The organism is Limnothrix sp. CMB-01 (assembly GCF_055193175.1).
In genome coordinates this window covers 3,210,064-3,234,923 of record NZ_CM143720.1, presented here as the reverse complement: position 1 = coordinate 3,234,923, position 24,860 = coordinate 3,210,064, and the positions used below count along the sequence as shown (strand labels likewise).

Genomic DNA, 24,860 nt, shown 5'->3' with positions numbered 1-24,860 from the left:
CCTCACCAGCTATTGCCCGTGAGCACAAAGGGCGACCAGTAGAACGGGTGGGCGGGCTGGTTCACCTCGCCCGATCGGGTCAGTTCCCCTTGCAAAAAGGCGACTTGGGCTTGGCGCAAGGCTTCGGCTTTGGTCAGTTTGGGGTCGGCGGCGAGGCGGCGATAGAACTCCCGCATCAGCAGGCTGGTGGAGCGATCGTTCACGTTCCACAGGCTGGCTAGGATTGCCTTGGCGCGATCGCCCCGGGTGAAGGAATAGGCCAAGCTGTTGATTTCTCGACCATCAGCCCCGCGCAGTCCTGTTTCGTCGGGGTCGCCGGTTAAGGCCGTTTCGCAGGCTGACAGCACCACCAAATGCACGTTGCCCAAGCCGCGCAGGGTTTCGACTTCCGGCAACAACAGCTCATTGTTCCCCTGGCCCAACAACAGTGCTGAATTGGCTGCATTGGTGGGGCTGAAGCGGCCGTGGGTGGCCAGGTGCAGAATCCGGTTGTTGAATAGGCTGGCTTGCAGGCGATCGCGCGTGAAGCCGTCATTCAAGTAGCTGGAGCCGGGATAGAAGCCACCTTGGGGATCGGGGCGATCGACTTCCCGGACGATCGCATCGACTTCATCAGCCACATGGGGTAGGGGTTTGAACTGGCCATGGCCCGTGGTGCGTCCAAAGGCGGCGATTCGGCTTTGGTCGGGTGGTTTGAGGCGATCGGTTTTATTCAAATCGCCCAGGGTGACGAAGTTGGCGACGCTGTATTTTTCGACTAAGTAGCTGTCGCCATCGTGCAAGGCGGCCATGGGGATGTAGCGCAATTCCCGATCGAGCCGAAAAATCAGATGTTTAATGTCGTTGGCTTTCAGTTCGGATTCGAGGGGTTTAATCACCCAGTCATAGAGTTTTCGTCCCAGTTGTTGGGTGGTGTTGGGGTCGGTGTCTGCTGACGACAAGGCGCGGCGAAATTCAAACACCGTTTTCTGAAAATCACTGGGCAACATCACCTCGCGAAAGTTGGCGACTTCGCCTTGGGTTGTCCACAGCACCCACAGGCGGCCGCGTTTGTCGGGGGTTTCGCTGGGGCGCTGCACGATCGTTTGAATCACGATCGTGCCCGGCTGTTGGTTCACCACTTCGGCCGCAGCGGTTCGCAGTTCTTCGGGGTCTTGGATGCCGCGTTCTTTGCGTTGGCGAACTTGTTCAGCAACTTGGGCTACGGCCTGTTGAAATTCCTGGGTGAGTTTGTCGTATTGCTGTTGCAAGTCGTTGCAATTACTGTTGCAGGCGGCTAATTTTTGGGCAAAGTCAGTGATTCCATTGTGCTTATCCAGAATGGCTTTTTCGCCGTCCGTGAAGCTGATGGTTCCCAGTTCGCTGACGGTGGCTCTTGTGCCTTGGTTGTAGTTACTGAGTTCTTGGATCACCAACAAATCAAGAACGCGCTCGGCTTCTGAAAATCGCCCTTGATTAATCAATAAATTGGCGAGTTCTCGATAAGTGCCAGCCACTTTTTCGGTGTAGGATTTCTGTTGTTCTGGGCTAAGGGCGCGGTTATCTTTGCGAATGGCTTCGTAAACATCAACGGATTTCTTAAATAGGGCGATCGCCGCGATCGGTTGCTGTTGGGCTGCGAGCACAAAACCGATGTTGTTGAGAGTTGTGCCTTCTCCTGCGCGATCGCCCACTTCTTCGACAATCGCCAGGGCTTGGCGGAACTGCTCCAGCGCTTTCGGATATTGACCCAAGCTTCGGTAAACCGCGCCGATGTTGTTGAGGGTTGCGCCTTCGACCGCGCGATCGCCCACTTCCTTACTAATCACCAGCGCTTGTTGGTAATGCTCCAGGGCTTGCGGGTATTGACCCAAATTGTCGTAAACCAAGCCGATGTTGTTGAGGGTTGTGCCTTCGGTTGCGCGATCGCCCACTTCTTTGAGAATCGCCTGCGCTTGGCGGAACTGATCCAGTGCTTGCGGGTATTGACCCAAATTGTCGTAAACCAAGCCGATGTTGTTGAGGGTTGTGCCTTCGGTTGCGCGATCGCCCACTTCTTTGAGAATCGCCAGTGCTCGGCGGTAATGCTCCAGCGCTTGCGGGTATTCACCCAAATCTTGGTAAACCGCGCCGATGTTGTTGAGGGTTGCGCCTTCACCTGCACGATCGCCCACTTCCTTGAGAATTGCTAGGGCTTGGCGGAACTGCTCCAGCGCTTGCGGGTATTCACCCAAATTGTCGTAAACCAAGCCGATGTTGTTGAGGATGATGCCCTCGCCCGCGCGATCGCCCACTTCTTTGAGAATCGCCAGGGCTTGGCGGTACTGCTCCAGTGCTTCCGGGTATTGACCCAGACTTTTGTAAACCCCGCCGATGTTGTTGAGGGTGGTGCCCTCACCCGCGCGATCTTGCGCTAGTCGATAAAGTTCATAGGCTTTTTGAAATAGCGGTAAAGCCTCTTGATTTTGACTGCGATCTTGTAATTGTCGAGCGGCTAAGTTCAATCGACTCGCTTCAACTCGCCACTCATCTGCTTGTGTTGCCGCTCTCCAACTCAGTTCATATTTCCCAAGCTGCTTGGGGATAGCCGAACTGACTGCAATGAAATACTGACCTGTTGTCGGCAATTCAAAAACCAGCAATGAGTTAGTACCATCAGAACTATTATTGTCAGTCGCTAAATCTTTAGCAGTCGAATCAAATAAAAAAATAAATGTATCAAAATTCTTACTTTTTGCCTCAATTGCTACTTTTTCACCTGCCTGGCCAGAAAACTGATACAAATCAACAAACTTGTCACCCGCTTTTCTATCCTCTGTTGTCAGCTCCCCTTGAACCGTCCGCGACTCCAGCGCCCCCACCGGACAAGCCCACAACCACGCCCCCAACGCCCCCACCAATCCCCACCGCTTCACCATTGCCCCGCCTCACCAACGCCACCGCCGACAATCTAACCTATCGATCATTAGCAGTGCCACAGCCACCAGCCATCACCATCAATAAGAGACTAAACGATGCTTTGAACTTATCGAGTCTTCCGAGATCGCCAAGGTCGCCACTCCATCCGCGAAATCTTCTGCGATCGCAACCACCAAATTCTCAAAATTAGTCCAGCCCCCGTCACTGTTGTTGGCTCCTCCGCCGAAGACCTATTGCAACTCATTCAATGGTTCAAAGAAGCCTTTGAATTACCAATTCTTTCCCTCGAAGAGATCGAGACTCAAATCGCTCAAAAGCCACCTAACGAGTCAATCGCTCCAGCCCAGAAAATTTCCCTACAGCAACTCATCACTGATCGAGACAATCAGCCCAATTAACAAGATACTCACACTCCTGCTCACTCCTAGTCTAGCCGCTGCCATTTCCCGCCCGATACACTAGACAGCAACCACCCTGCTCGATCGCCCCATGCTGCCCTTGCCCTTTGATGTCGATCGCCTGATCACCCTTTGCCAAGCGCACCATGTTTGCAAAATCGGTCTGTTTGGTTCCATGGCCCGAGGCGAAGCCACCGACAGCAGCGACATCGACTTAGTGGTGACATTCGATCGCCCCACTAGCTTGTTAGCTTGTATTGCCCTCGAACAAGCACTCACCGCCGCCCTCGATCGCCCAGTTGATCTCCTCACCGAAGGCGCAATTTCTCCCTATCTCCGAAATGATATTCTGAGCGAATTAAAGATTATTTACGACGCAAATCAAGATTCTCAAAAATTAGACTTTGTAAATCATGAAAAAATTCAATGACTCGATTTATTTGCAACACATTCTCGATGCCATTCAGAAAATCAGTCTCTATTTGCAAAGAATTGACAAAGAAAAGTTTTTGAAAAATTCACTGATTCAAGATGGTGTAATTCGTCAACTGGAGATTATTGGCGAAGCAACCAAGCAGATTTCATTGGAATTACGGGATCAACAATCGTCAATTCCTTGGAGTCAAATGGCAGGCATGAGAGATAAGTTGATTCATCACTATTTTGGTGTTGATCTTGAAACAGTCTGGCTCACAGCTACTCAAGACATTCCTGAACTCAGAATTCCTATTCAGTCATTAATCGACCAACTGACCTAAAACATACGATTCGTTCGATCGCCCCAGCCTCTGAATCAATCACCGGATCAGACGACGAGGCGATCGCAGTCGAAACAGACATAGGCATCCTCCGCAAATGCTGCTCACTCCCAGTCTAGCCAAGGCGATCACTGCGATTGGTTGCAAGGCGTGGTGGCGCGATCGCGGAGGTCTTCAGTCACCATATCGATCGCCTCTACTTGGCTGGTTTCTGATAGCCCTTGATAGATCGATCGCGCCTCCGTAATCGCCCGCATCGCTTCGGGATGGTCGTTAATCACCGTCGAAGCCTTCGCCAACATGATCAACGCCTCAGCCCGCGCCGCTGAAGGCGATCGCCCTATTGCAGCCAAGGCCCGCCGCGCCATCCATTGCGCCTCCGTGCCCCGATTCAGGTGCAAATAGGCCAACGCCAAGCGCATATGCGCCGTGGGATTTCTGGTGTCGGCTTCCGGCGACAGTTCCTGCACCACCGTCCACCACAGCTCCGGATCGATCTCCGTCCGACTGACCGACAGGGCCAAATCCACCCGGGCCCAGCGCTGGCCATCGGGCATCAGGGTGCGATCGCCCGTCACTTCCGTCCAATCGCTCGCAAATGTTTGGGCTGACTCATTGGGCAGGGGCAAAACGTGATTCAAGGTGTAGGTGTTGATGGGCTGATTGTTCGCGCCGATCGCCGTTACCCGCAAGCCATAGCGCCGACCGGTTAAGCGGGGGCCGCCATAGCGCAGTTGGGTGGCGGTGGTGCTAGTTTGCCAAATCACCACCTCTCGATCGAGATCGACCCATTCCACCCGATAGCGGCGGGCATTGTCCACCCTGGGCCAGGAAAACGACTCTATCCGAGGCAGAAAGTAGGTTTTGGGGACAAACTTACAAGTTGCGATCGCCAACAATTCCGAGTCGCCGTCGCGAGTTCTCGCGCTTGGGCTAGGCGCACCGGATGGGTCGCAAATCTCCGCCACCGATCGCGATTGGCGCACTTCATTCCAGGGCACCAATCCCTGCGGACAGCGCACATTGGCCCAACTGCGCCGCCCCTGGAGCCGCAACTGATCGGTCGCGTCCAACCGTCGCCCGGTTTGGCGCGTGAGTCGCTGTTCTCGCTGCCCCGATCGCATCAATCTCACATCCCCTTGCCAGCTTTCGAGGCTGTAGCTGGTTTGGGCGATCGCGGGATGGCCTGGGGCGATCGCGGCGATCGCACTCAGCAAGCAACCGGTCAGCAACAACAGGCGAGGTCGAATCATGGTTGTGAGCTAGTACGCAGAATTGGCGAGATTAGCAGATTTCGGCGGCTTGGCGTTGGGCTGGTCGAGCCGATCGCCCGCTTGCCCTTGCCAGGCATCGCCTTCCGGTGTGCCCAGTTGGGCCGCGTCGTTGGCGCACCGTTCCCAATGGGGCAAGGCCGATCGATAGTCCTGCAACCCATCCAAGGTTTTGGCTATCAGGCAATGGGCCGCGGCGGCGCGATCGGAGCGGTTGATGAAAGGTTCCAGGGCGATCGCCTTTTCTAGCCACGATTCTGCCTCCTCGTAGCGCCCCCGGGCAAACCGGGCCCAACCGAGATTTTTATAGAGACCATAAAGCCCATCGTCCAAGGCAGGATCCTTGGGCATGGGTGCGCTAGCCCGCAGCGCCAACTGAGCAATCACCGCCGCCTGTTCCGGGTCTTTTTTCAACAGATACAGCCGCGACAAGTTGCTCGCCGCTTGCAAATAAAATTGCCAATCTTCCGAGCTGGCGGTTTTCTCCGGCGGATTTTTGAGGACTAATCGATAGTGCTGTTGGGCTTGTTCCGGTTCGCTGACTTCATCGGCCAAGCGCCCTGCCAGGTAGCGCGTCTCGATCGCCTCAGACTGAAACAGCAGCGCCCGCTCATAACATTCCCCCGCCGTGGCCAGGCGGTTGTCTTTGTAGGCTTTTTCGCCCCAGCGGGTGTATTGTTCCGCCAGCAACGGAAATCCCACCTGACGCACCGTAATCAGTACCCCCAACAGCACCAAGGAACCCAAGCAGCCCGCCTCTTGCCAGTAGCGATCGCCAATGCCTCGGTTAATCAGCCACCGTTTCAGCCAGGTTTGGCCCGTTTCCGTCACCAGCGTGCGGCCGGTCACCAGGGCGATCGCGCTTTGCCCTGCGACGGCCAACGAGCCAAACAAATCCACCCCCGGCACAAAAAACTTGGCGGCGATATCCACAATCAAGCCCGTCGAGCCGGTCAAAAAGACCGCACTCAGCACATTGGCAAATGGGTCGAACCGCTCCCACCGCTGGGAACTGGGGGTGAGCGATCGCGCATACACCAGGCGATCGACCTCGGATTGGCGATCGGCAGGCGCAGACTCCAACGCCGCCAGAAGCCGATCGCTCCAGCCGCGCAATTGGAGATCCAACCACCACAATTGCCGCCCCAGTGCCGGAGTGAGCCGATCGGGAGTCTGGGCCAGTTCCGCCGCCACCCGATCGCGCAATTCCAGCAGTTCGATCGCTTCCTCTGGGGTCAACGGCCGGTCGATCGGCAACCGATCCAACGCGCGGCGATAGTCAGTCAACGGCGGCCAGGACTTCATGAACCAAAATTGCAGAACACCTGGCCACAATCTAGCCGCTGGGTTGGGGCGATCGCACCCCTCATCCCCACTGTGGTTCACCAGCTATTGCCCGTGAGGACGAAGGGCGACCAATAGAACGGGTGGGCGGGGTTGTCTACGTCGCCCGATCGGGTCAACTCCCCTTTCAAAAAGGCGATTTGGGATTGGCGCAGGGCTTCGGCTTTGGTCAGCTTGGGGTCGGCGGCGAGGCGGCGATAGAACTCCCGCATCAGCAGACTGGTGGAGCGATCGTTCACGTTCCACAGGCTGGCTAGGATCGCTTTTGCGCGTTTGGCTCGGGTGAAGGAATAGGCCAAGCTGTTGATTTCTCGACCGTCGGCCCCGCGCAGTCCTGTTTCATCTGGGTCGCCGGTTAAGGCTGTTTCGCAGGCTGACAGCACCACCAAATGCAAATTAACCAAGCCGCGCAGTTCTTCGACTTGTGTCAGTGAAATTTGTTCATCCTTCTGGCCTAGGAGCAGAAAGGAGTTGTCTGCACTGAATGGGCTGAAACTGCCGTGGGTTGCTAGGTGCAAAATTCGGTTCTGGTTCAGCAAGCTGGTTTCCAGTCGATCGCGCGTGAAGCCGTCATTCAAATAGCTAGAGCCGGGATAGAAGCCGCCTTGGGGATCGGGGCGATCGACTTCTCGGACGATCGCGTCTACTTCATCGGCCACATAGGGCAGGGGTTTGAACTGGTCATTGCCTGTGGTGCGTCCAAAGGCAGCAATCCGGGTGCGATCGGGGATATCGAGGCGATCGGTCAGATCCAGATCGCCCAAAGTGACAAAATTGGCGACGCTGTATTTTTCAATTAAGTAGCTGTCGCCATCGTGCAAAGTGGCCATGGGAATGTAGCGCAATTCCCGATCGAGCCGAAAAATCAGATGTTTAATGTCGTTGGGTTTCAGTTCGGATTCGAGGGGTTTAATCAGCCAGCCATAGAGTTTTCGACCCAATGCTTTCAGGGTGGCGGGGTCGGTATCAGTCCGGGTTAAGGCGCGACGAAATTCAAACACGGTCTGCCGAAAGTCACTGGGCAAAATTACTTCTCGGAAGTTGGCAACTTCGCCCGCCGTGACCCAAAGCAACCACAAACGACCACGTTTATCGGTGGTTTCTTCAGGGCGCTGCACGATCGTTTGAATCACGACCGTTCCCGGTTGTTGTTTCACCACTTCGGCCGCGCCGGTTCGCAGTTCTTCGGGGTCTTGAGTGCCGCGTTCTTCCCGTGTGCGAGCCTGTTCCGCAATTTGGGCTACGGCCCGTTGAAATTCCTGGGTGAGTTTGGTGTATTGCTGTTGCAGTTCGCTGCAATTGCTCTTGCAGGCGGCTAATTTTTGAGCAAATTCGATGATGCTGTTGTGTTTGTCAAGGATGGTTTGTTCGTCTTGGGTAAATTGAATTTTTCCCAATGGATCGATGGTGGCTCGATTGGCTGGGTCATAGTTGCTGAGTTCTTGAATGGCTAGCAAGTCAAGGACTCGCTCGGCTTGCACAAATCGCCCTTGATTAATTAACAAATTGGCGAGGTCGCGGTAGGTGTCAGCAACGCTGTCGGTGTAGGACTGTTGGAGGGTGCGATCGAGTCCGCGAATGTCTTGGCGAATGCTTTCGGTGACGTTGACGGACTGCTTATAAAAGGCGATCGCCGCTTCAGTTTGCCCTTGCGCTTGAAATGCTGTGCCTAAGTTTCCTAAAACCTGTTCCTGAACGTAACGACTACCAACCGATTGGGCTAAGGCTAAAGCTTGTTGATAGAACTCGATCGCCCGCTGGACTTGCCCGAGGGAAAGGTAGGCACTGCCCAGATTGACCAGGGAGCTGGCTTCTCCTTGGCGATCACCGATCTCGCGTTGGATTGCCAGGGATTGCTCGTGAAAGTCGATCGCCCGCTGGTATTGCCCGAGGGAAAAGTAGGCATTGCCCAGATTGCCCAGGACTGTGGCTTCTCCATTGCGATCGCCGATCTCGCGTGTGATCACCAGGGATTGCTCGTGAAAGTTGATCGCCCGCTGGTATTGCCCGAGGGAAAAGTAGGCATTGCCCAGATTGCCCAGGACTGTGGCTTCTCCATTGCGATCGCCGATCTCGCGTGTGATCGCTAGGGATTGCTCGTAAAAGTCAATCGCCCGCTGGTATTGCCCGAGATAATAGTATGTAAGACCCAGATTGCCCAGGGAGCTGGCTTCTCCTTGGCGATCGCCGATCTCGCGAGCGATCGCCCGGTGTTGCTCGTGAAAGTCGATCGCCTGCTGGTATTGCCCGAGGGATTGGTAGGCAAGGCCCAGATTACCCAGGGAGGCGGCTTCTCCTTCGCGATCGCCGATCTCGCGTTTGATCGCCAGGGATTGCTCGTGAAAGTCGATCGCCCGCTGGAATTGCCCGAGGGAATAGTAGGCATTGCCCAGATTGCCCAGGGCGTTGGCTTCTCCTTTGCGATCGCCGATCTCGCGATTGATCGCCAGGGATTGCTCGTAAAAGTTGATCGCCCGCTGATATTGCCCGAGAGAGTTGTAGGCATTGCCCAGATTGCCCAGGGCGTTGGCTTCTCCATTGCGATCGCCGATCTCGCGTTGGATCGCCAGGGATTGCTCGTGAAAGTCAATCGCCCGCTGGTATTGCCCGAGGGAATAGTAGGCATTGCCTAGATTGTTCAGGGAGCCAGCTTCTCCATTTCGATCACCGATCTCGCGATTGATTGCCAGGGATTGCTCGTGAAAGTTGATCGCCCGCTGGTATTGCCCGAGATATTGGTAGGCAATACCCAGATTGTCCAGGGAGTTAGCTTCTCCATTTCGATCACCGATCGTGCGTTGGATTGCCAGGGATTGCTCGTGAAAGTCGATCGCCTGCTGGAATTGCCCGAGGGTACGGTAGGCACTGCCTAGATTGCCTAGGGAGGCGGCTTCTCCTTGGCGATTACCGATCTCGCGATTGATCGCCAGGGATTGCTCGTGAAAGTTGATCGCCCGCTGGTATTGCCCGAGGGTAAGGTAGGCACTGCCTAGATTGCCTAGGGAGGCGGCTTCTCCTTGGCGATTACCGATCTCGCGATTGATCGCCAGGGATTGCTCGTAAAAGTTGATTGCCCGCTGGTATTGCCCGAGAGAATAGTAGGCACCGCCCAGATTGCCCAGGGTGTTGGCTTCTCCTTGACGATCTCCGATCTCGCGTTGGATCGTCAGGGATTGCTCGTGAAAGTTGATTGCCCGCTGGTATTGCCCGAGAGAATAGTAGGCAAGACCTAAACCGCTCAAAGCGTTGGCTTCTCCTTTGCGGTCACCAATCTCGTGGGCGATCACTCGGTGTTGTTCGTGAAAGTTGATCGCCCGCTGGTATTGCCCTAGGGAAGAGTAGACAACGCTCAGATTGCCCAAGGAGGCGGATTCCCCTTGGCGATCACCGATCTCGCGTTGGATCGCCAGGGATTGCTCGTAAAAGTTGATCGCCTGCTGGACTTGCCCGAGGGAACCGTAGGCACTGCCCAGATTGATCAGGGAATCGGCTTCCCCTTGGCGATCTCGAAGCGTGCGATAAATCTGCAAAGCGGCTTCCCAGGACTGGAGCGCCTCACGAAATTGACTGGTCTGAAACTGCTGAATACCTTGCTGAAACAGGCGATCGGCTTCCTGTTTTTGGGGAGAATTGCGGTCTGCTTGCGCCACTGGTAAACCACTGACCAAAGGCGGCTCGGCAGCCGCCATGGTCGGCAGGCCCCACAGCCCCACCGCCAACAACCAGCCCCACCGGTTCGCCATTGCCCTCACCCCGCCTCACCAACCGCGCCACCGCCAATCTAACCTAGCCCACCCGATCGCCCCCCATCATCACGTAGCACCAGCCTCTCCGCCGCCAAACATTCACCACCGCCCAACCCCTGATCAGGTGGCCAAAGCCAGACCGAAATTAAATTGACCGGAGACGGTGCGATCGGCCTTGGCTCTGATAGAATGATTGCCCGGGTTGCCAAAAACCCAACCACCAGCCTTCGCGGGCGTAGTTTAGTGGTAAAACTACAGTCTTCCAAACTGTCGTTGCGGGTTCGATTCCCGCCGCCCGCTTTGATCCTGAGCTTAGTTTTTTGAGCTAACTAGTCTTTTGAGCTGAATGATCCTGATGGATGTTGTTGTGCCAAAACGGCTGACCGATCGGTTCGTGCCATGAAGCTTCTGTGCATCAGCAATGGCCATGGTGAAGACGCGATCACGGTGCAAATTCTGCAAGCCTTTGCACAGTTGCCCATCCAGCCCGATCGATTCGCTTTGCCACTGGTGGGAGAAGGAAACGCCTACCGACGCGCCGGAATCCCGATTATTGGCGAAGTGAAAACCCTGCCGTCGGGTGGTTTTGTTTATATGGATGCGGGCCAACTGCTGCGGGACATGCGCGGGGGGCTGGTGGGCCTGACTTGGCAACAGTGGCGATCGGTGCGGCAGTGGGTGCAAACACACCGGGCAACCAGCAAAGAACCGCTGTTGGTGTTGGCGGTGGGTGACATTGTGCCCCTGTTGTTTGCTTGGGCCAGCGGTGCGCCCTATGGCTTTGTGGGCACGGCCAAATCGGAATATTACCTGCGGGATAGTCAAGGGCAGTTTTTGGGGGCCCGGCGTTGGGAGGGCTGGTCGGGTTCGGTTTATCTGCCCTGGGAACGGTGGTTGATGGGGCGATCGCGCTGTCGGGGTTTGTTCCCGCGCGACACACTGACGGCTCAGATTTTGCGACGCTGGCTGCCCGATCGCACCTTTGACTGTGGCAATCCAATGATGGACGGCTTCACGGGAGATTTGCCCGATTGCGCTCGGCCGGAGCCGGGGTCAGCCTTGCGCGTGTTGCTGTTGCCGGGGTCGCGTTTTCCAGAGGTACTGGACAATTGGCGACGCATGTTGACGGCGTTGCAAGCCTGGCCCGATTTGGCCCAACGGGTGGTGATGTTGCAGGCGGCGATCGCCCCTGGAATCGATCGTGCACCGCTTCAGCAGGCCCTTCAGCAGGCCGGCTGGCGATCGAGCACCGGGGAACAATGGCATTACGAGTTGGCCCAGTTGGAACTGGCTAGCGATCGGTTTTGGGATTGGGCCAAGGCGGCTCACTTTGCGATCGCCACGGCCGGCACAGCCACGGAACAGGTGGTGGGCTTGGGCAAACCGGCCATTACGCTGTCGGGCAACGGGCCCCAATTCACCCCCGCTTTTGCGGAAGCCCAAACCCGTCTGTTGGGCCCCTCCGTCACTTGGATTCAGGAGCCAACGGAACTCCCGGGGGCGATCGAGCAATTACTTCGAGATTCAACCCAATGGCAGGTCAAAATCGATAATGGCCGGCAACGGTTGGGCCCGCCCGGAGCTGCTCGCCGCATTGCCGAGCAATTGTTGAATTTGGCATTGAATCGGGCGGGCAATCGCTAGTGGCGCGATCGAGCCGCGAATCCAAATCATTTTGTTACAATTTGCATCAGTCTGATCATTGCGTATTTGGCTCAACCGATCGCTGCTTTCTGTCCCCGCAAAACTACCGCTCGATCGCCCCTATGACTGCTGTGCTCGCCCCTCAACCATTGCATCGGGCTGCCACCACAGCCCCGGTCAAGACTCCTGAACGAACCGATCAAACCGTCCGCAAAACCTATCCAAACTATAAAGTAATTGTCTTGAATGACGACGTGAACACTTTCAATCACGTCGCCAATTGCTTGTCGAAATATATTCCAAATATGACAACCGATCGGGCTTGGAAATTAACCTATCAAATTCATAACGAAGGACAAGCCATTGTTTGGGTTGGCCCCCAAGAACAAGCAGAACTCTATCACCAACAACTGAGCCGCGAAGGACTAACCATGGCTCCCCTAGAAAGCGCCTAAATTCAGCGCCCAACGTCATGGCAAAATCCAAAAAACAACCCACCGCCGCCATTCCTGCCCCCCAAGCCAATTCCCGATCGCCCGAGCCAGACCAGTCCCCAAAAAACGCCAAAAAAGCCAAAGCCGCCCCCACTTCAGGGCGGCTGGTTTGGAACCATTCCACTCATTTGGATGGGCTGATTCCGATTTTGGAAAAGCTAACCCAAGTGACAGGCATCAGCACCATCACGCCGGCCGTGCTCTCCCATGGTCGCAGCAACAGCCCCCAATTACAGCTCAAAGTTTCCGTACCGATCCGAGGCGGCTACAAGTTAATTGCACGCAAGGGCAAAACAATTCAAGAAGTCTTTGTGATCACGGATCTCAGTGCCGAAGAACTGAAGCAGGCGATCGAGCAAATTGTTACCCGTTAATACCCGTTCATGCTGGTTAATCATGAATTAATCGCGCGATCAACCCACAATTGATCACGCGACAATTTGGGTTTGGGGGTTTTAGGCTTCCGAGAGGGTGGGAGGCAAAGATCCTAGGGCGATCGGGGGTGCGTCAACCGCCGGAGCCACAGTCCGCACCTGTGCCATCAAACTCGCCATCTCCAGGGCGCTCATGGCATAGTTCCAACCCAAGTTACTCTTAATGCCTGCCCGCTCCAACGCCTGTTGCATCGTGTCCGTGGTGACAATGCCAAACACAACCGGCACACCGGTTTGGAAGCTGGCGGCGGCAATTCCCTTAGAAACTTCTGCGCAAACGTAATCAAAATGCGGCGTTTGGCCGCGAATCACTGCGCCCAGGCAAATCACGGCATCGTAACGCTGACTGAGGGCCAATTGGCGGGCAACGGTGGGGATTTCAAAGCTACCGGGAACCCAAACATAGTCCACCTGGCGGCCTTGGGGGTCAATATCCACCCCATGGCGCTTGAGGCAATCTTGGCAACCGGCCAGTAATTTGCTGGTGATCAGGTCGTTAAAGCGGCCAATAACGATGGCAAATCGTTGTGATCCAGCGCGATCGAAACTTCCTTCAAAAACAGCCATGTTGCACTCAAAACTGGACTCAATTGGCCAAGAAACTCAATTCGCCAAGAAATTTGGCCAAAACAAATTAGGGGCAAGCGATCGCCCCCATCAACCTTGCTTTTAACCTTGCACAGCGGCTCAGAGCTACTGTTTGAATGGCTATTGGTATTGGTTTGACTTGTGGTAGCGGCTGCGATCGAACCCTAAGCCACAAAGAAGTTCAAAACGGCTACCGCAATCACCAACAGGAACCAAACACCGGAACCCAGGTACAGCAAGGGCTTGGAACGATCCCAGCTTTGGGGAAGTGCATAGGCCACTGGCACACCCACAACCAAGATCAACGACAACGCAACCAGCGCAAAAAGAACGAGTTGAAAGGCGATCGTCATAGGATTTTTCCGTATTTTCCAACACAGCGCGCTCAGGCCATGCCACCGAGCGAGCGCCCGAACGGAGATATTCTATCAAACGGATGCGTTCAGGCTCGATGGGGATTGGGCGATCGGGTCAACTTCGCCAGCCCACGGCCGGCCCGCAGACAACCCCAGCCGCTTCATGGGAGTCGAGATGGATTTTTGTAAACTTTCTTAAATCTCCCGAGTCGCCAACCGTAGGATAATTGAATCGGTTTTTCGCAATGATGGGTGGCAACATCTGGCTTAGAAACCAGCTTGGCCCAGCCACTCGGCCCATGATCAGACCCTGATCAGAGCATCAACGAGTCATTCATGATCCAGAGCGTCTCAGATCATCAATGACTCAAAAACGACTCAAAACCGATTTCAAGACCTAAAGGGACTGGGAAGACTATGGAAGCACTGACGGATGCGATCGGCGGCATTAACTGGTTGGTGGTGGGGCAACTGACCACGTTGGCACTTCTAGTGATTGCCGGCCCGGTGATTGTGTTTATTTTGGCCTTCCGGGGCGGCAACCTGTAGAAGCTTGCCAGCGGGGATGATCTATCCCCTCAGCTTTTTGTTGCAAAACTTGTTGCAAAAAAAAATATTGGTAGAGATGACGGAGCGGGAGCCAGTGAATGATGGCTCCCGCTTTTTATTTGGTGATTAGCTAGCTCAACCAGCGAGTAGGGCGATCGATGCTCACTACCTTCTCGCTGAGAGGACATCCATCCTTGAACATGCTCGAACCCAGGCTCAAAGTCATGACTACCCTCTCCCCAAGGGCGATCGGCTTCGTTGAGGACTCTGGACTGAGGATTCTGGGCTGAGGGTTTTTCGTTGAGGATTTTTTGCGCAGATTTTAGCCTTGTGATATTTGTACGAATATTGTACATTAATCGAAGTCACCAATCAAGGTCGCCTCCAAAGCGAACGCTATTAACCAAGCTGTCGTTACAAACTCGTCCCTCAGTGACCGTTCTCGCGGGGCTGCCTGTGGGGCTGCCTGTGAGGATGTCTGTGGGGCAATCTCTGGAGCTGCCTTTGGGGATGACTGAGGATTGCTAGCAGTCTTTTTCGGCAAGTCGCAAGCAAGAAGCACTCACGATCATGCGTAAAACCCTTGACTTTGACACGGTGCGCGTCTATTTGCAGGAAATTGGGCGAATTCCCCTCCTCACCACGGAACAGGAGCGAGAACTGGGTGCGGCCATTCGGGCTTGGCAATCCCTGCGCGATCGAGATCAGCCCCAGTCTGCGCGGGCCAAGGCGATCGCCCGGCGAGGGCGGCAGGCCAAGGCGCGGCTGGTGGCGGCGAATTTGCGGCTGGTGGTGTCCATTGCCAAGCACTACACCGGTCGGGGCCTGGATTTGCTGGATCTGATTCAGGAGGGCAGCTTGGGGCTGGATCGCGCCGCTGAAAAATTTGATGAGCGCTTGGGCTACAAGTTCAGCACCTATGCCACTTGGTGGATTCGGCAGGCAGTGGCGCGGGCCTTGGCCAACCAAAGCCGGACGATTCGGCTACCGATTCAGGTGAACGATCGCCTGCGCAAGGTGCGGAAGGTGACGGCTCAACTGTCGGGGCAGTTGGGCCACCCGCCCACCACGGCACAGGTGGCGGCGGCGATGGAGCTGACGGTTACGGAATTGCAGACGTTGTTAGCCTATGGTCGGCCGCCCAAGAGTTTGGATGCGCCGCTGACGAATCATTGCGATTCTGACCATGCGATCGACCTGATTCCCGATGCCAGTGTGAATCTGGATCATGTGTTGGATGCGGTGGACGATCGCGCCGCGTTGGTGACCCTGCTGGGCCTGTTGGATCAACGGGAGCGACTGGTGGTGATGCGGCGGTTTGGCTTAATTCAAGGGGATGCCCGACTGGCGGCGATCGGGGCAGATTTGAACCTCACCCGGGAACGGATTCGCCAAATTGAACGGACTGCCCTTTCCAAGATGCGAGCCGCCGCCGCCACGATGCTGCCCTAGGGGATACGCGGGAATGCGTGGGAATGCGCGAGAATACGCGGGATCTGGTGTTGGATAGGCCGTCGATTTAGTCGATTCAGTAGACCTCTTGCATTAATCAAGACCCTCACCCTAAATCCCTCTCCCAAGTCGGGAGAGGGACTTGATCACCCGCCACGAGATCGCCGTAACCCAGCAGTTCTGGCTCCCCTTCTCCCAAGGTGGGCGAAGGGGTTGGGGGATGAGGGCAACGAGCTGATTCGTGCAAGAGGTCTAGTAGCAAGGGCTGGCTTTACCAGTCGATCGATTCGCTGGGGATCGATTCGCTTGATTTGCTGGATTGGCCTGATTGGATCGATCGACTAGGGGCGAAAGCGATTGCGGCAGGCCCGCGCCAGTTGCGTCAAGTTGCCCGCCGCTTCGCCCTTGGGTCGCAGGTAATCCTGAAGCCAACGACAACTGCGATCGAGCAAGTTTTCCAAGTCCAAATCGCGAATCACCAACTGCTGATCAAACCCTCCCGATACCAGCAGCTTGCCATCGGGGCTGAACCGCACGCCGCCCACGCCGGATTTGTGCTCCCGAAAAACCTTGATCATCTTGCCATCCAGACTCCAAAGGGTCACGGAACCATCCCAACTGGCGGCGGCCAAAAACTGACCATTGGGGCTAAACCGCACGCTGTTGACCGCATCCCCATGACCCAACACTTGCAGCAAGGAACCGTTGGCACTCCACAGGCGGACGGTGCTATCGTCCCCGGCGGAAGCGATGTAACGCCCATCGGGACTGAAGGTGACATCATTCACAAAGCTGCTGTGGCCCGCGAGGGTGCGGATGGGTTCCCCTTGCAACGTCCAAAGCCGAATCAGGGCATCATCTCCACCCGTGGCCAGGATGCGACCATCGGGACTGAAGGTGATGCTGTTGAGTCGTTTGGCGCGATCGTCGCTGGAGGTGAGCTTGAAGGCGGCCACCTGTTTGCCGTCCGGTTGCCACAGGTAACCGCGACCACTGCGATAGGTGGCGGCGATCAGTTTGCCATCGGGACTGAAGGCCACGCTGGAAATGTTGTTGGATTCGATCGGGTTGTTCCGCAGCACCAGTTCATCGGCAAAGACCCGTTGCAGTTGGCCCGATCGCGACCAAAGCCGCACCCGCCCATCGTTGCTGCCCACCAAAACCCAACGGCTGTCGGGGCTGAAGGCGGCCACTCGCACCCCACCGCCGGGATCCTGGAAGTGGGTGGGGCGGTAGGTGTTGCGATCCCACAGTTTCACCTGTTGATCGCGGCTGGCGGACAGGATGGTTTGCCCATCGCGGCTGATGTCTACGCCATAGATGCGATCGGTGTGGGCCGTGATCTGAGTGATTGATTCCGGCTGCAAACGCCAAAACCGAACGGTGCGATCGTAGCTGCTGGTGACCAGGGTAGACCCATCGGGACTGAAGGCCACGCTGGTGACCCGATCGGTGTGGCCAGCAAAGTTTTGTTCTAGGTTGCCCCAAAACGTCCAGTATTTAATGGTTTTGTCTTCACTGGTGGAAGCCAGATAGCGCCCATCGGGACTGAAGGCCACACTTAAGACACCATCCCGGTGTCCCGATAACATGCGCACGGGTTTGCCCGATCGGGTCCAAATGCGGATGGTCTTGTCCAGGCTGGCGGAGGCGAGAAATTGACCATCGGGGCTGAAGGTCACATTCATGACGCTGTTGCCATGGCCGCGAAGGGTGGCGAGTTCTTGGCCGTCCAGGTTCCAAAGCTTGATGGTGCGATCGTCACTGGCCGTGGCGATCAGTTGCCCATCGGGGCTGAAGCTGGCCCATTGCACGGGGCCGCCGTGGGTGGTCAGTTGGCGCACCACTTGGCCCTGAAGGTTCCACAGGCGCACGGTGCGATCGTCGCTGGCCGTGGCGATCAGTTGCCCATCGGGACTGAAGGCGGCGCTGTTGATGCGGGCCGGATGTTCACCCAATTCCCGCACCAATTTGCCCGCCCTGTTCCACAGTCGCAATTTGCCGGCGGTTCCCCGCTTGCCGGTGCTGGTGGCCAAAAATTCCCCATCGGGACTGAACACCACGTTGGTCACGGCCCCTTCATGGTTCAGCACGATCGGTCGCCCTTGGTTGTCCGCCAGGGGTTCTCCGCTGCGCTGCCACAACCGCACGGTGCGATCGCTGCTGGCCGTGGCCAGAAATTGCCCATCGGGACTGAAACTCACGTCCCAAACTATTTCCACATGGCCCAAGCGCCCTTCAATGCGGTTCACCTCCCGCACATGCTTGAGGGCCTGCTGCAAACTGGCTCCCACCTTCAGCTCCGTGGCCAAGCGGGCGTTGGGTTTGGCCCACAGCAGCCATTGACGTTGGCTCCGTTGCTGCCAGGCCTGAAGACCCGAGAGCAGGGCCTCAAAGGGCTGGTTGGAACCAATCAGGGCCTCCGAAACGGCGGTGCTGGCATCAATTTGGGCGCTGATTTCATCGGCCCCCAACAACACCGCAAAACTGGAGGACGACAAAAACAAAATTCCGAGCACTGCGCCAGCGGCATAGAGTTCCTGAATGCGTTTTTTGAGGATGGCGTTCAGTTGGGACTGGGTGAGACGATAGCGGGCCCGTTCGTCGGCTTGGCGCTGCTGGCGAATGAAGGTGACGAGGTAGTCGTGCACCAGTTGATAGAAGTCGGCGGTGGACTCCCGGAACATGACCACCAAACCGGCTCCGGACAAAATGTTCAACACCAGTTCCAGTTGCCCATCGCTGGCTCCCAGTTCAACGGCTAGCTCGGTGCGGGTTTTGAGGGGGCGAGTGCCATTTTCGGCGGTGAGCAGGAATAACACTTCGCGAGCGATGTTTTCGCCTTCGGGGCCGCAGTCGCGAATGGTGTTTTCCAAGTAGCGCTCCACGAGCACTTCTTTGGAGCCATATTCCCGCTGGTATTCGGCTAGGGTGACGATGCGATCGGCCTGGAGTTGGGCCCCCACCACTTGCAGCTCGATCGGGTTGACTTCACCGGTTTCGCGGGCCAATTCACCCACCAGGGCATCAATCAGGTCGGGTTCCAGGCCCAGGCGCGATCGCTCCGTGAGGCTTTGGATCGTGGCACGGGCATCGGCGGGCGAAAAGTCTCCCACGTAATAGCGAACCTGGCGGGCCAACACGTTGTCGTCAATGATTGACAAGTCCGTGGCCCGTTCCCACTCCAGCAGAAAGTGCAGGTAATCTTCCCGCATGGAGATGATGAGCTTGACGTAGGGCACATTCAAGCAATCGCGCAGAAACTCAAAGAAGGGCTGGCGATCGACCACCGTGGGCCAGTGGAAAAACAATTCCTCAAACTGGTCAAAGATCAGAATGATGGCGAAGTTTTGCTGGCTCAACTGCTGAAGCCGATCGAGCAGGGCCCGCAACCGCAGCCCTTGGCTGTTGACCGACAGATCCAAACTGGGCAGGGCAATATTTGCCTCGATCGCCAGGTCATCCCAAGTGGTGAGGGTGCGATCGTTGTCGAGACCCTTTTGGTCAGCCGCTCGATCGAGGGCATTTTCCGTGGCTGCGATCCAGTCCGTATAAACCTCGATCGTCACCGGCAACACATCCCGATCGCCCAAGGCCCGCCGATGCAACTCCGGCACCAAACCGGCTTTCAGCAGCGAACTCTTGCCCGCCCCCGAATGACCATGCACCACCGTGAGCTTTAGATCGGCCCGGGCCAAGCGAGCGATCAAATTTTCCACATCTTTTTGGCGGCCAGAGGCGGCAATTTCCGGGGCCGCCACCGGCAACACCATGCCATCGTCCACCAGGGCCGCCGGTTGCGGTTGCAGTTGGCCCGCGCCAATAAACGCTAACCAACTGCATTGGTGTTCCACGCGCCGCAGTTCTTGCTTCGTTCGGAACGCATCCAGGTAGCGAGTTTGCTGGAAATAAACCTCCCGCAACCGCGACAACAACCGCACCGTCAACTGGGGTTGCTCAAAGTTCCAAACCGTGGCCCGGGCCCGCTCCAAATGGCTGATAGCCAAACCAGAGCGCCCCAAATGCCAATTGGCTTCCCCCAACAGAAACCAAGCTTGACTTTGGCGCAACCGCACCGCCCGCAACAGATCGGGCCCCAGGGCCGTTGGGTCATGGGCACTGGCATGGGACAGATGGTTCAAGGCCCGCTCCGCCCACTCGCAGGCCTGTTCCCAGCGGGTTTGCACCAGGGCCACTTCCGCCAAAAAGCAACAGTCCCGAGCCAACTCAGCCCGGTTCCCCGGATGATCCGGTGCGCCATGGAGCGCCGTTGCCACCTGGGCCAACTGCTCCAGCCCCAACCAGTCGTGGAGTTCTTGGAGCACTTCCCCCAATGACCCAATGAACTTGGCCGTGAGATCGGGGCGATCGAGCGCTGCGAAACAATCCGCACAGGCCTGTAGCGCTTCTCGAGCCAGTCGCCAGCGCTGGGCCCGGGCCGACTGGCTTTCCGGCAATTCCACGGGATTGCTGTTGCCCAGGGCTAAGCGTGCATGGCAAAACCCCACATAAAACCGCAACAGGCCTGAACGCACTTGGGCTTCGATCGGGGAAATGGGCAACCGGGGCAGGGCGATCGCCCCCTCTGTGTTCGCAGCGGCCGGTGGCTCATTGGCGTTGTCGTTGGCGTTGGTATTGGCGGCCGCTGGGCGCAAGGCTTGGGCCAAGGTTTGCCAACTGTCCAACGCATTGCCAAACATCTTCAGCGCTAGCTCATAGTCCCCCCGGCCCATGGCCGTCCACCCTTCCAGGAACTCCACACTAGCCAGCAAATCCACATCCAACTGCACACCCCGTTTGGCCAAGTCCGCCCGCGCCGCCGCCAGCTCCTGCCGGTGGCGGGCCTCCGCCAAGGCCGGCGGCAGTTGATAGATTGAATAGCCCGCCGAAGCCGCAAAGGCCCGATCGAACGCCTGACTGGCCCGCTCCCGCAAAAAGTCAATCACCCCCTGCGTGTCCATCTCCAGCCGAACCGGCGTGGCGGCCCAGCTCTTGAGATCCGGAGCCACCCGCTTCAGCTTGTCCAGGCTTTCATCCGTCAGCCACAACACGATCGGGAACGGCAACTGCTTGAAGCGATCGCGCATCTGGTTCGCCAGCGCAAACACCGTATCCAGCGACTCCGCCATCTCCAGCCCCAGCACCATCACCGCCCGGGGCGGACAGGGATCCGAAATCGCCGCCACCAACGGATAGAGCGTTTTGATGGTGGGCGGAACCACCAGGCAAGTCACCCGATCGAACGGCTGCCCCTCTCCCGAGCGATCGGCCACCCAATCCAACACACTCTGACGCAAGCGCTCATAACTACAACGCACCAACACCAGAGAAAACTGACCCTCTGACAACACAATTGCCCGCTCTAAAGTTCGCAGGGCCCGCTCATTCGCTTGAGCAGTTTCTTGATCCATTACCAACTGCACTCCCTGCGGTTGCAAACCAGTCGCAAACGGCTTGACCTCCGACAATCGCTCCATAACCTCTGCACCCTTTCCATCTCTCCGCCAACAGCCCTTGCATCCCCCTTTCCCCCCTCAAACTCCGTCATAATTATTACCAGCATGGCAACAACAGAATCGGCAATCAATGCCACCAAGTCAGATCCTGCACTGGCCCTTCAGGTTTCCCGTAAATGCCTTACGGTCAAGCCCTTGGAGCGCCTGGAATCCAGTCCAATTTCCAGGCATAAATTGAAGACCAAAATCATTGCTAAATCCAAGTTCCCCTAAATAACTATTCCCGTTTTTATGGGACTTGAAATCACTGATCCCAAAAGAAAATTACAAGGAATCGGGCTGATGCGTTAATAATTTGCAACCTGTCTGCAACTGACCTGTAATTCATCACCGACAGCGTTAAGAGTCAGCCAGCACTAAAGCCAAAATCGGGTCAGAAGTCTATCCATCATCAAACCGAGTACGCAATTGAGTTATTCGATGGAATTGATTTAGAAATGTGTCAAAAATCTGCGAGTAGCGGAGTTGATTAAAAATCACGAAAACCTCTAAACGGATCCTGGCACAGATCATCGAAAAAACAGAAGCCTTGCGTATCAAAGCGAACATGATTTGACAAAAAAACAATTGAAAATGATAAAAACAGAACAAATCTATAAGTCATGGGCAGTCAGAAGTCACTGATCTACCGTTGCCAAATAGGCCAAGCGGCTTCATCATGGGTCTCAGCAATTGGGGGTGAAACCATCTATTTGAGAGGGAGTTGAACCATTCAAGGGGATTGCCCCCTACAGGCTATTGATCGCGGAAATCTTGCGATAAATCAAACTGATTGAAGCGATCAGAACCAGTGACCCAAAGTCCCAGAACCCCAACCAAACCACGCATCAGAGGGGGCAGATGGATTGATAGACGGGGAACCCAATCAGCACGTTCAGAGTCTGATTCAGTGTCTGATTTTGAAACGATCGGGACTGGCTAGAAGGGAAGAGCGTGACAATCTTTCGCAGGGAAAGAAGGCTGTGGAGAACGTGGCTGTGGAGAGTGTGGAGTTCGTAGTTGTCCCTTAAGCACACCAGCTCGATGATAATCGAACGGTTGTTCATGAAAAATTTAGGAACAGCTCAAGATTAGACGAAACTTTATCAAATTTTTAAACTTATTAATTGGGCATGATCCCAATCACGTCATTGCCATCAAAATATCAATTGGCATGAGTGATCGCGATCAATGCAAGGAGCAAAGTAATCCACGGGGGATGGTTGAGCGGCCATCCTAGACACGATCGCCCCTAAAATCGTGCAAATCTCCCAAAGGCCGATCGCTAACTCAGGCCATAGAACACGAGTTCACCGATGATTAACCGGCACAAGCGAGACTCAGGTTTTACGTTTTTGAGAAAATTTTAGAAGTCAAATTTGATACAAGTCCTGTCGCCGCCCCGGAGTCCATGAAGCGATTGAGGTCTGCGCCCAGGCCTCCGGGGCGATCGAGCCATGCTTCCTCGGCTCTGTTTCTCAGCTCTGTTTCTTGGCTCTGGTTCTCAGCCGCTAATTAACCCTGTTGCAGGTAGGCCCGGTAACCAAGGCGATCGAGCTGGGTTTGTTTGTCTTCCACCATTTGCCGCAAGCCGTCCCGATAGGCTTGCACCTTGGCCAGCAGCTCTGGGTCATGGGCCGCCAACATTTGCACCGCCAACAGGCCGGCGTTTTTGGCATTCCCGATCGCGACGGTGGCCACGGGAATTCCCCCCGGCATTTGCACGATCGAATACAGGGAATCTACGCCACTGAGTTGGCGGGTGCTCACGGGCACGCCAATCACCGGTAACACCGTCAGGGCGGCAACCATGCCGGGTAAGTGAGCTGCGCCGCCTGCGCCTGCGATAATCACTTTCAAGCCCCGATCAACGGCAGTTTTGGCATAATTCACCATCCGATCGGGTGTGCGGTGGGCAGAAACGATCGCCACTTCGGTGGGAATGCCAAATTCTTCGCAAACGGCGATCGCGGCTTCCATGGTGGGCAGGTCGGAATCGCTGCCCATGATGATGCCAATCAGGGGGGAGGCGGGGGTGGCCATGGTTGTGCAGGGGGAAAGAGTCGGTTAACCTGTTCAAATTTAAGGCGTTGGCGCGATCGCACAGCACCAAGCTGGTGTGATCAACCCGATTCAGACTCGATTTAGACCTGATATAGACCCGATTTTTGAGCTTCAGTTTCTGAGCTTCCGCCAAAGCCACCCAATCATGATTGATCGATGACCCATTGGCAAAATCGACGCATCCACCGCGCCCGACTGATCGATCGACCGGGACTCTATGACCTGACCTGCGACGATCGGGGGTTGGTGGCGGAAATTGACCCCCATGATCCCAAAATTTTTGGAGTGGGCGATCGGGCGGACACGCTGCTGAATGCCGATGCGATCGACCTGCATGGCGATTGGCTCTCGCCCGGTGGGGTGGACTTGCAAATTAACGGGGCCTTGGGTTTGGCCTTTCCAGACCTGACCTTGGCCGATTTGCCCCAAGTGGATCGCATTTGCCAATTGCTGTGGCGGCAAGGGGTGCAGGCTTTTTTGCCCACGATTGTGACCACGGCGATCGAGAAAGTTCACCAAAGCCTGGCCACGCTGGCGGCCTATCAGGACTACCGAACCCAATACCCAGCGGGCGATCGGGCGGAAATTTGGGGCGCACATCTTGAGGGGCCGTTCCTGAATCCACAAAAGCGCGGGGCCCATCCACAGCAATTCCTGTTGCCCCTGACGGTCAATCAGGTGGCGGCGGTGGTTGGCTCCCACGCGGCCCAGGTGGCCAAGATGACCCTCGCGCCGGAATTGGATCCCACGGGCGAGGCGATCGATTGGCTGCGATCGCGCGGAATTACCGTCAGCCTTGGCCATTCCCAGGCCACGGCAGCGGAAGCCATGGCCGCGTTCGATCGGGGAGCCACCATGGTCACCCATGCTTTTAATGCCATGCCGCCACTGCACCATCGGGAACCGGGGCTTTTGGGTGCGGCCATTGTTCGATCGGGCGTGCGCTGTGGCTTCATTGCCGATGGGGTGCATGTGTGTCCCACCATGTTGCAAGTGCTGTTGCGGGCCAGCGAGGGCCCCAGGGGGCTGTTTATGGTGAGCGATGCCTTGGCTCCCTTGGGGTTGCCCGACGGAATCTATCCTTGGGATGAACGCACCATTGAGGTGAAAAACGGCACAGCTCGCCTGTCCGATGGCACTTTGTCGGGCACAACCCTCAGCCTGCTGGAGGGGGTTTTGAACCTGATTCGTTGGCAACTTTGCACCCCGGAACAGGCGATCGCCCTGGCCACCATTGCGCCGCGTCGGGCCCTGGGTCGGCTGCCCGAGTCGGCGGATCCCTACGGTGGCGAGTCGCCAGCCCAACTGCTGCGTTGGCATCGACAGCCGGACGGCCAATGGACTTGGCGACGGCTACAGGGCCCCTAGG

16 protein-coding genes, 1 tRNA gene and 1 pseudogene are annotated in these 24,860 nt (G+C 56.3%); 9 read left to right on the top strand and 9 right to left on the bottom strand.

Features of this window, described 5'->3' with window-relative positions; translation table 11 throughout:
* Positions 1-2 precede the first annotated feature (2 nt).
* Both ACZA91_RS13460 and ACZA91_RS13455 read right to left on the bottom strand, forming a co-directional pair.
* Positions 3-2,483, bottom strand: coding sequence for a CHAT domain-containing protein (locus tag ACZA91_RS13460; RefSeq protein ID WP_463186442.1), 2,481 nt, complete (start codon positions 2,481-2,483; stop codon positions 3-5).
* A gap of 96 nt (positions 2,484-2,579) precedes the next feature.
* Positions 2,580-2,897: pseudogene (locus ACZA91_RS13455) on the bottom strand (PPC domain-containing protein); the annotation flags it as partial.
* 490 nt (positions 2,898-3,387) lie between these two features.
* On the opposite strand from ACZA91_RS13455, the gene mntA reads away from it, so the two are divergent.
* Together mntA and ACZA91_RS13445 are read left to right on the top strand one after the other, a co-directional pair.
* Entirely contained in the window at positions 3,388-3,726 is a 339-nt protein-coding gene (gene mntA, locus ACZA91_RS13450; RefSeq protein WP_463182703.1) for a type VII toxin-antitoxin system MntA family adenylyltransferase antitoxin, read from the top strand.
* Positions 3,710-4,054 (top strand): HepT-like ribonuclease domain-containing protein, encoded by a 345-nt coding sequence (locus ACZA91_RS13445; RefSeq protein WP_463182699.1) that lies wholly within the window; start codon positions 3,710-3,712, stop codon positions 4,052-4,054. The genes mntA and ACZA91_RS13445 overlap by 17 nt, the downstream gene beginning before the upstream one ends.
* Positions 4,055-4,182: 128 nt before the next feature.
* Here the strand turns inward: ACZA91_RS13445 and ACZA91_RS13440 are convergent, their stop codons facing one another.
* The 3 genes from ACZA91_RS13440 to ACZA91_RS13430 all read right to left on the bottom strand — a co-directional run bounded on the left by ACZA91_RS13440 (position 4,183) and on the right by ACZA91_RS13430 (position 10,412).
* Positions 4,183-5,307, bottom strand: coding sequence for a tetratricopeptide repeat protein (locus tag ACZA91_RS13440; RefSeq protein ID WP_463182697.1), 1,125 nt, complete (start codon positions 5,305-5,307; stop codon positions 4,183-4,185).
* 9 nt (positions 5,308-5,316) lie between these two features.
* Positions 5,317-6,630, bottom strand: a complete 1,314-nt coding sequence (locus ACZA91_RS13435) for a tetratricopeptide repeat protein (protein ID WP_463182695.1) — start codon at positions 6,628-6,630, stop codon at positions 5,317-5,319.
* Between the two features lie 77 nt (positions 6,631-6,707).
* Positions 6,708-10,412, bottom strand: coding sequence for a CHAT domain-containing protein (locus ACZA91_RS13430; RefSeq protein ID WP_463182693.1), 3,705 nt, complete (start codon positions 10,410-10,412; stop codon positions 6,708-6,710).
* Between the two features lie 232 nt (positions 10,413-10,644).
* Here ACZA91_RS13430 and ACZA91_RS13425 point away from each other — a divergent pair.
* The 4 genes from ACZA91_RS13425 (at position 10,645) to ACZA91_RS13410 (ending at position 12,927) form a co-directional block, all read left to right on the top strand.
* A tRNA-Gly gene (locus ACZA91_RS13425) sits at positions 10,645-10,715 on the top strand.
* 99 nt (positions 10,716-10,814) lie between these two features.
* Positions 10,815-12,059, top strand: coding sequence for a lipid-A-disaccharide synthase-related protein (locus tag ACZA91_RS13420; protein ID WP_463182691.1), 1,245 nt, complete (start codon positions 10,815-10,817; stop codon positions 12,057-12,059).
* Between the two features lie 122 nt (positions 12,060-12,181).
* Positions 12,182-12,514: an ATP-dependent Clp protease adapter ClpS gene (clpS, locus tag ACZA91_RS13415; RefSeq protein ID WP_099532939.1), complete on the top strand. Its 333-nt coding sequence runs from the start codon at positions 12,182-12,184 to the stop codon at positions 12,512-12,514.
* 143 nt (positions 12,515-12,657) lie between these two features.
* The gene (locus tag ACZA91_RS13410) at positions 12,658-12,927 is read left to right on the top strand and encodes a DUF2103 domain-containing protein (RefSeq protein WP_242027903.1); all 270 of its coding nucleotides are present in this window, start codon (positions 12,658-12,660) and stop codon (positions 12,925-12,927) included.
* An 81-nt stretch (positions 12,928-13,008) separates the two neighbouring features.
* Here the strand turns inward: ACZA91_RS13410 and ribH are convergent, their stop codons facing one another.
* Both ribH and psbZ read right to left on the bottom strand, forming a co-directional pair.
* Positions 13,009-13,554, bottom strand: coding sequence for a 6,7-dimethyl-8-ribityllumazine synthase (gene ribH / locus ACZA91_RS13405; protein ID WP_099532930.1), 546 nt, complete (start codon positions 13,552-13,554; stop codon positions 13,009-13,011).
* 185 nt (positions 13,555-13,739) lie between these two features.
* The gene (gene psbZ, locus ACZA91_RS13400) at positions 13,740-13,928 is read right to left on the bottom strand and encodes a photosystem II reaction center protein PsbZ (RefSeq protein WP_190355283.1); all 189 of its coding nucleotides are present in this window, start codon (positions 13,926-13,928) and stop codon (positions 13,740-13,742) included.
* Between the two features lie 420 nt (positions 13,929-14,348).
* On the opposite strand from psbZ, the gene psb30 reads away from it, so the two are divergent.
* Positions 14,349-14,480: a photosystem II reaction center protein Ycf12/Psb30 gene (psb30, locus tag ACZA91_RS13395; RefSeq protein ID WP_099532928.1), complete on the top strand. Its 132-nt coding sequence runs from the start codon at positions 14,349-14,351 to the stop codon at positions 14,478-14,480.
* Positions 14,481-15,050: 570 nt separating this feature from the next.
* Positions 15,051-15,932: a sigma-70 family RNA polymerase sigma factor gene (locus ACZA91_RS13390; protein ID WP_099532927.1), complete on the top strand. Its 882-nt coding sequence runs from the start codon at positions 15,051-15,053 to the stop codon at positions 15,930-15,932.
* A 341-nt stretch (positions 15,933-16,273) separates the two neighbouring features.
* Here ACZA91_RS13390 and ACZA91_RS13385 read toward each other — a convergent pair whose 3' ends face one another.
* Both ACZA91_RS13385 and purE read right to left on the bottom strand, forming a co-directional pair.
* Positions 16,274-21,343, bottom strand: coding sequence for a WD40 domain-containing protein (locus ACZA91_RS13385; RefSeq protein WP_463182685.1), 5,070 nt, complete (start codon positions 21,341-21,343; stop codon positions 16,274-16,276).
* 1,599 nt (positions 21,344-22,942) lie between these two features.
* Complete coding sequence (gene purE / locus ACZA91_RS13380; protein ID WP_190355285.1) at positions 22,943-23,470, bottom strand: 5-(carboxyamino)imidazole ribonucleotide mutase; 528 nt, start codon at positions 23,468-23,470, stop codon at positions 22,943-22,945.
* 177 nt (positions 23,471-23,647) lie between these two features.
* Here purE and nagA point away from each other — a divergent pair, with 177 nt between their 5' ends.
* A complete protein-coding gene (gene nagA, locus ACZA91_RS13375) occupies positions 23,648-24,859 on the top strand; it encodes an N-acetylglucosamine-6-phosphate deacetylase (RefSeq protein ID WP_190527112.1) in 1,212 nt (403 codons plus the stop codon).
* Position 24,860 lies beyond the last annotated feature (1 nt).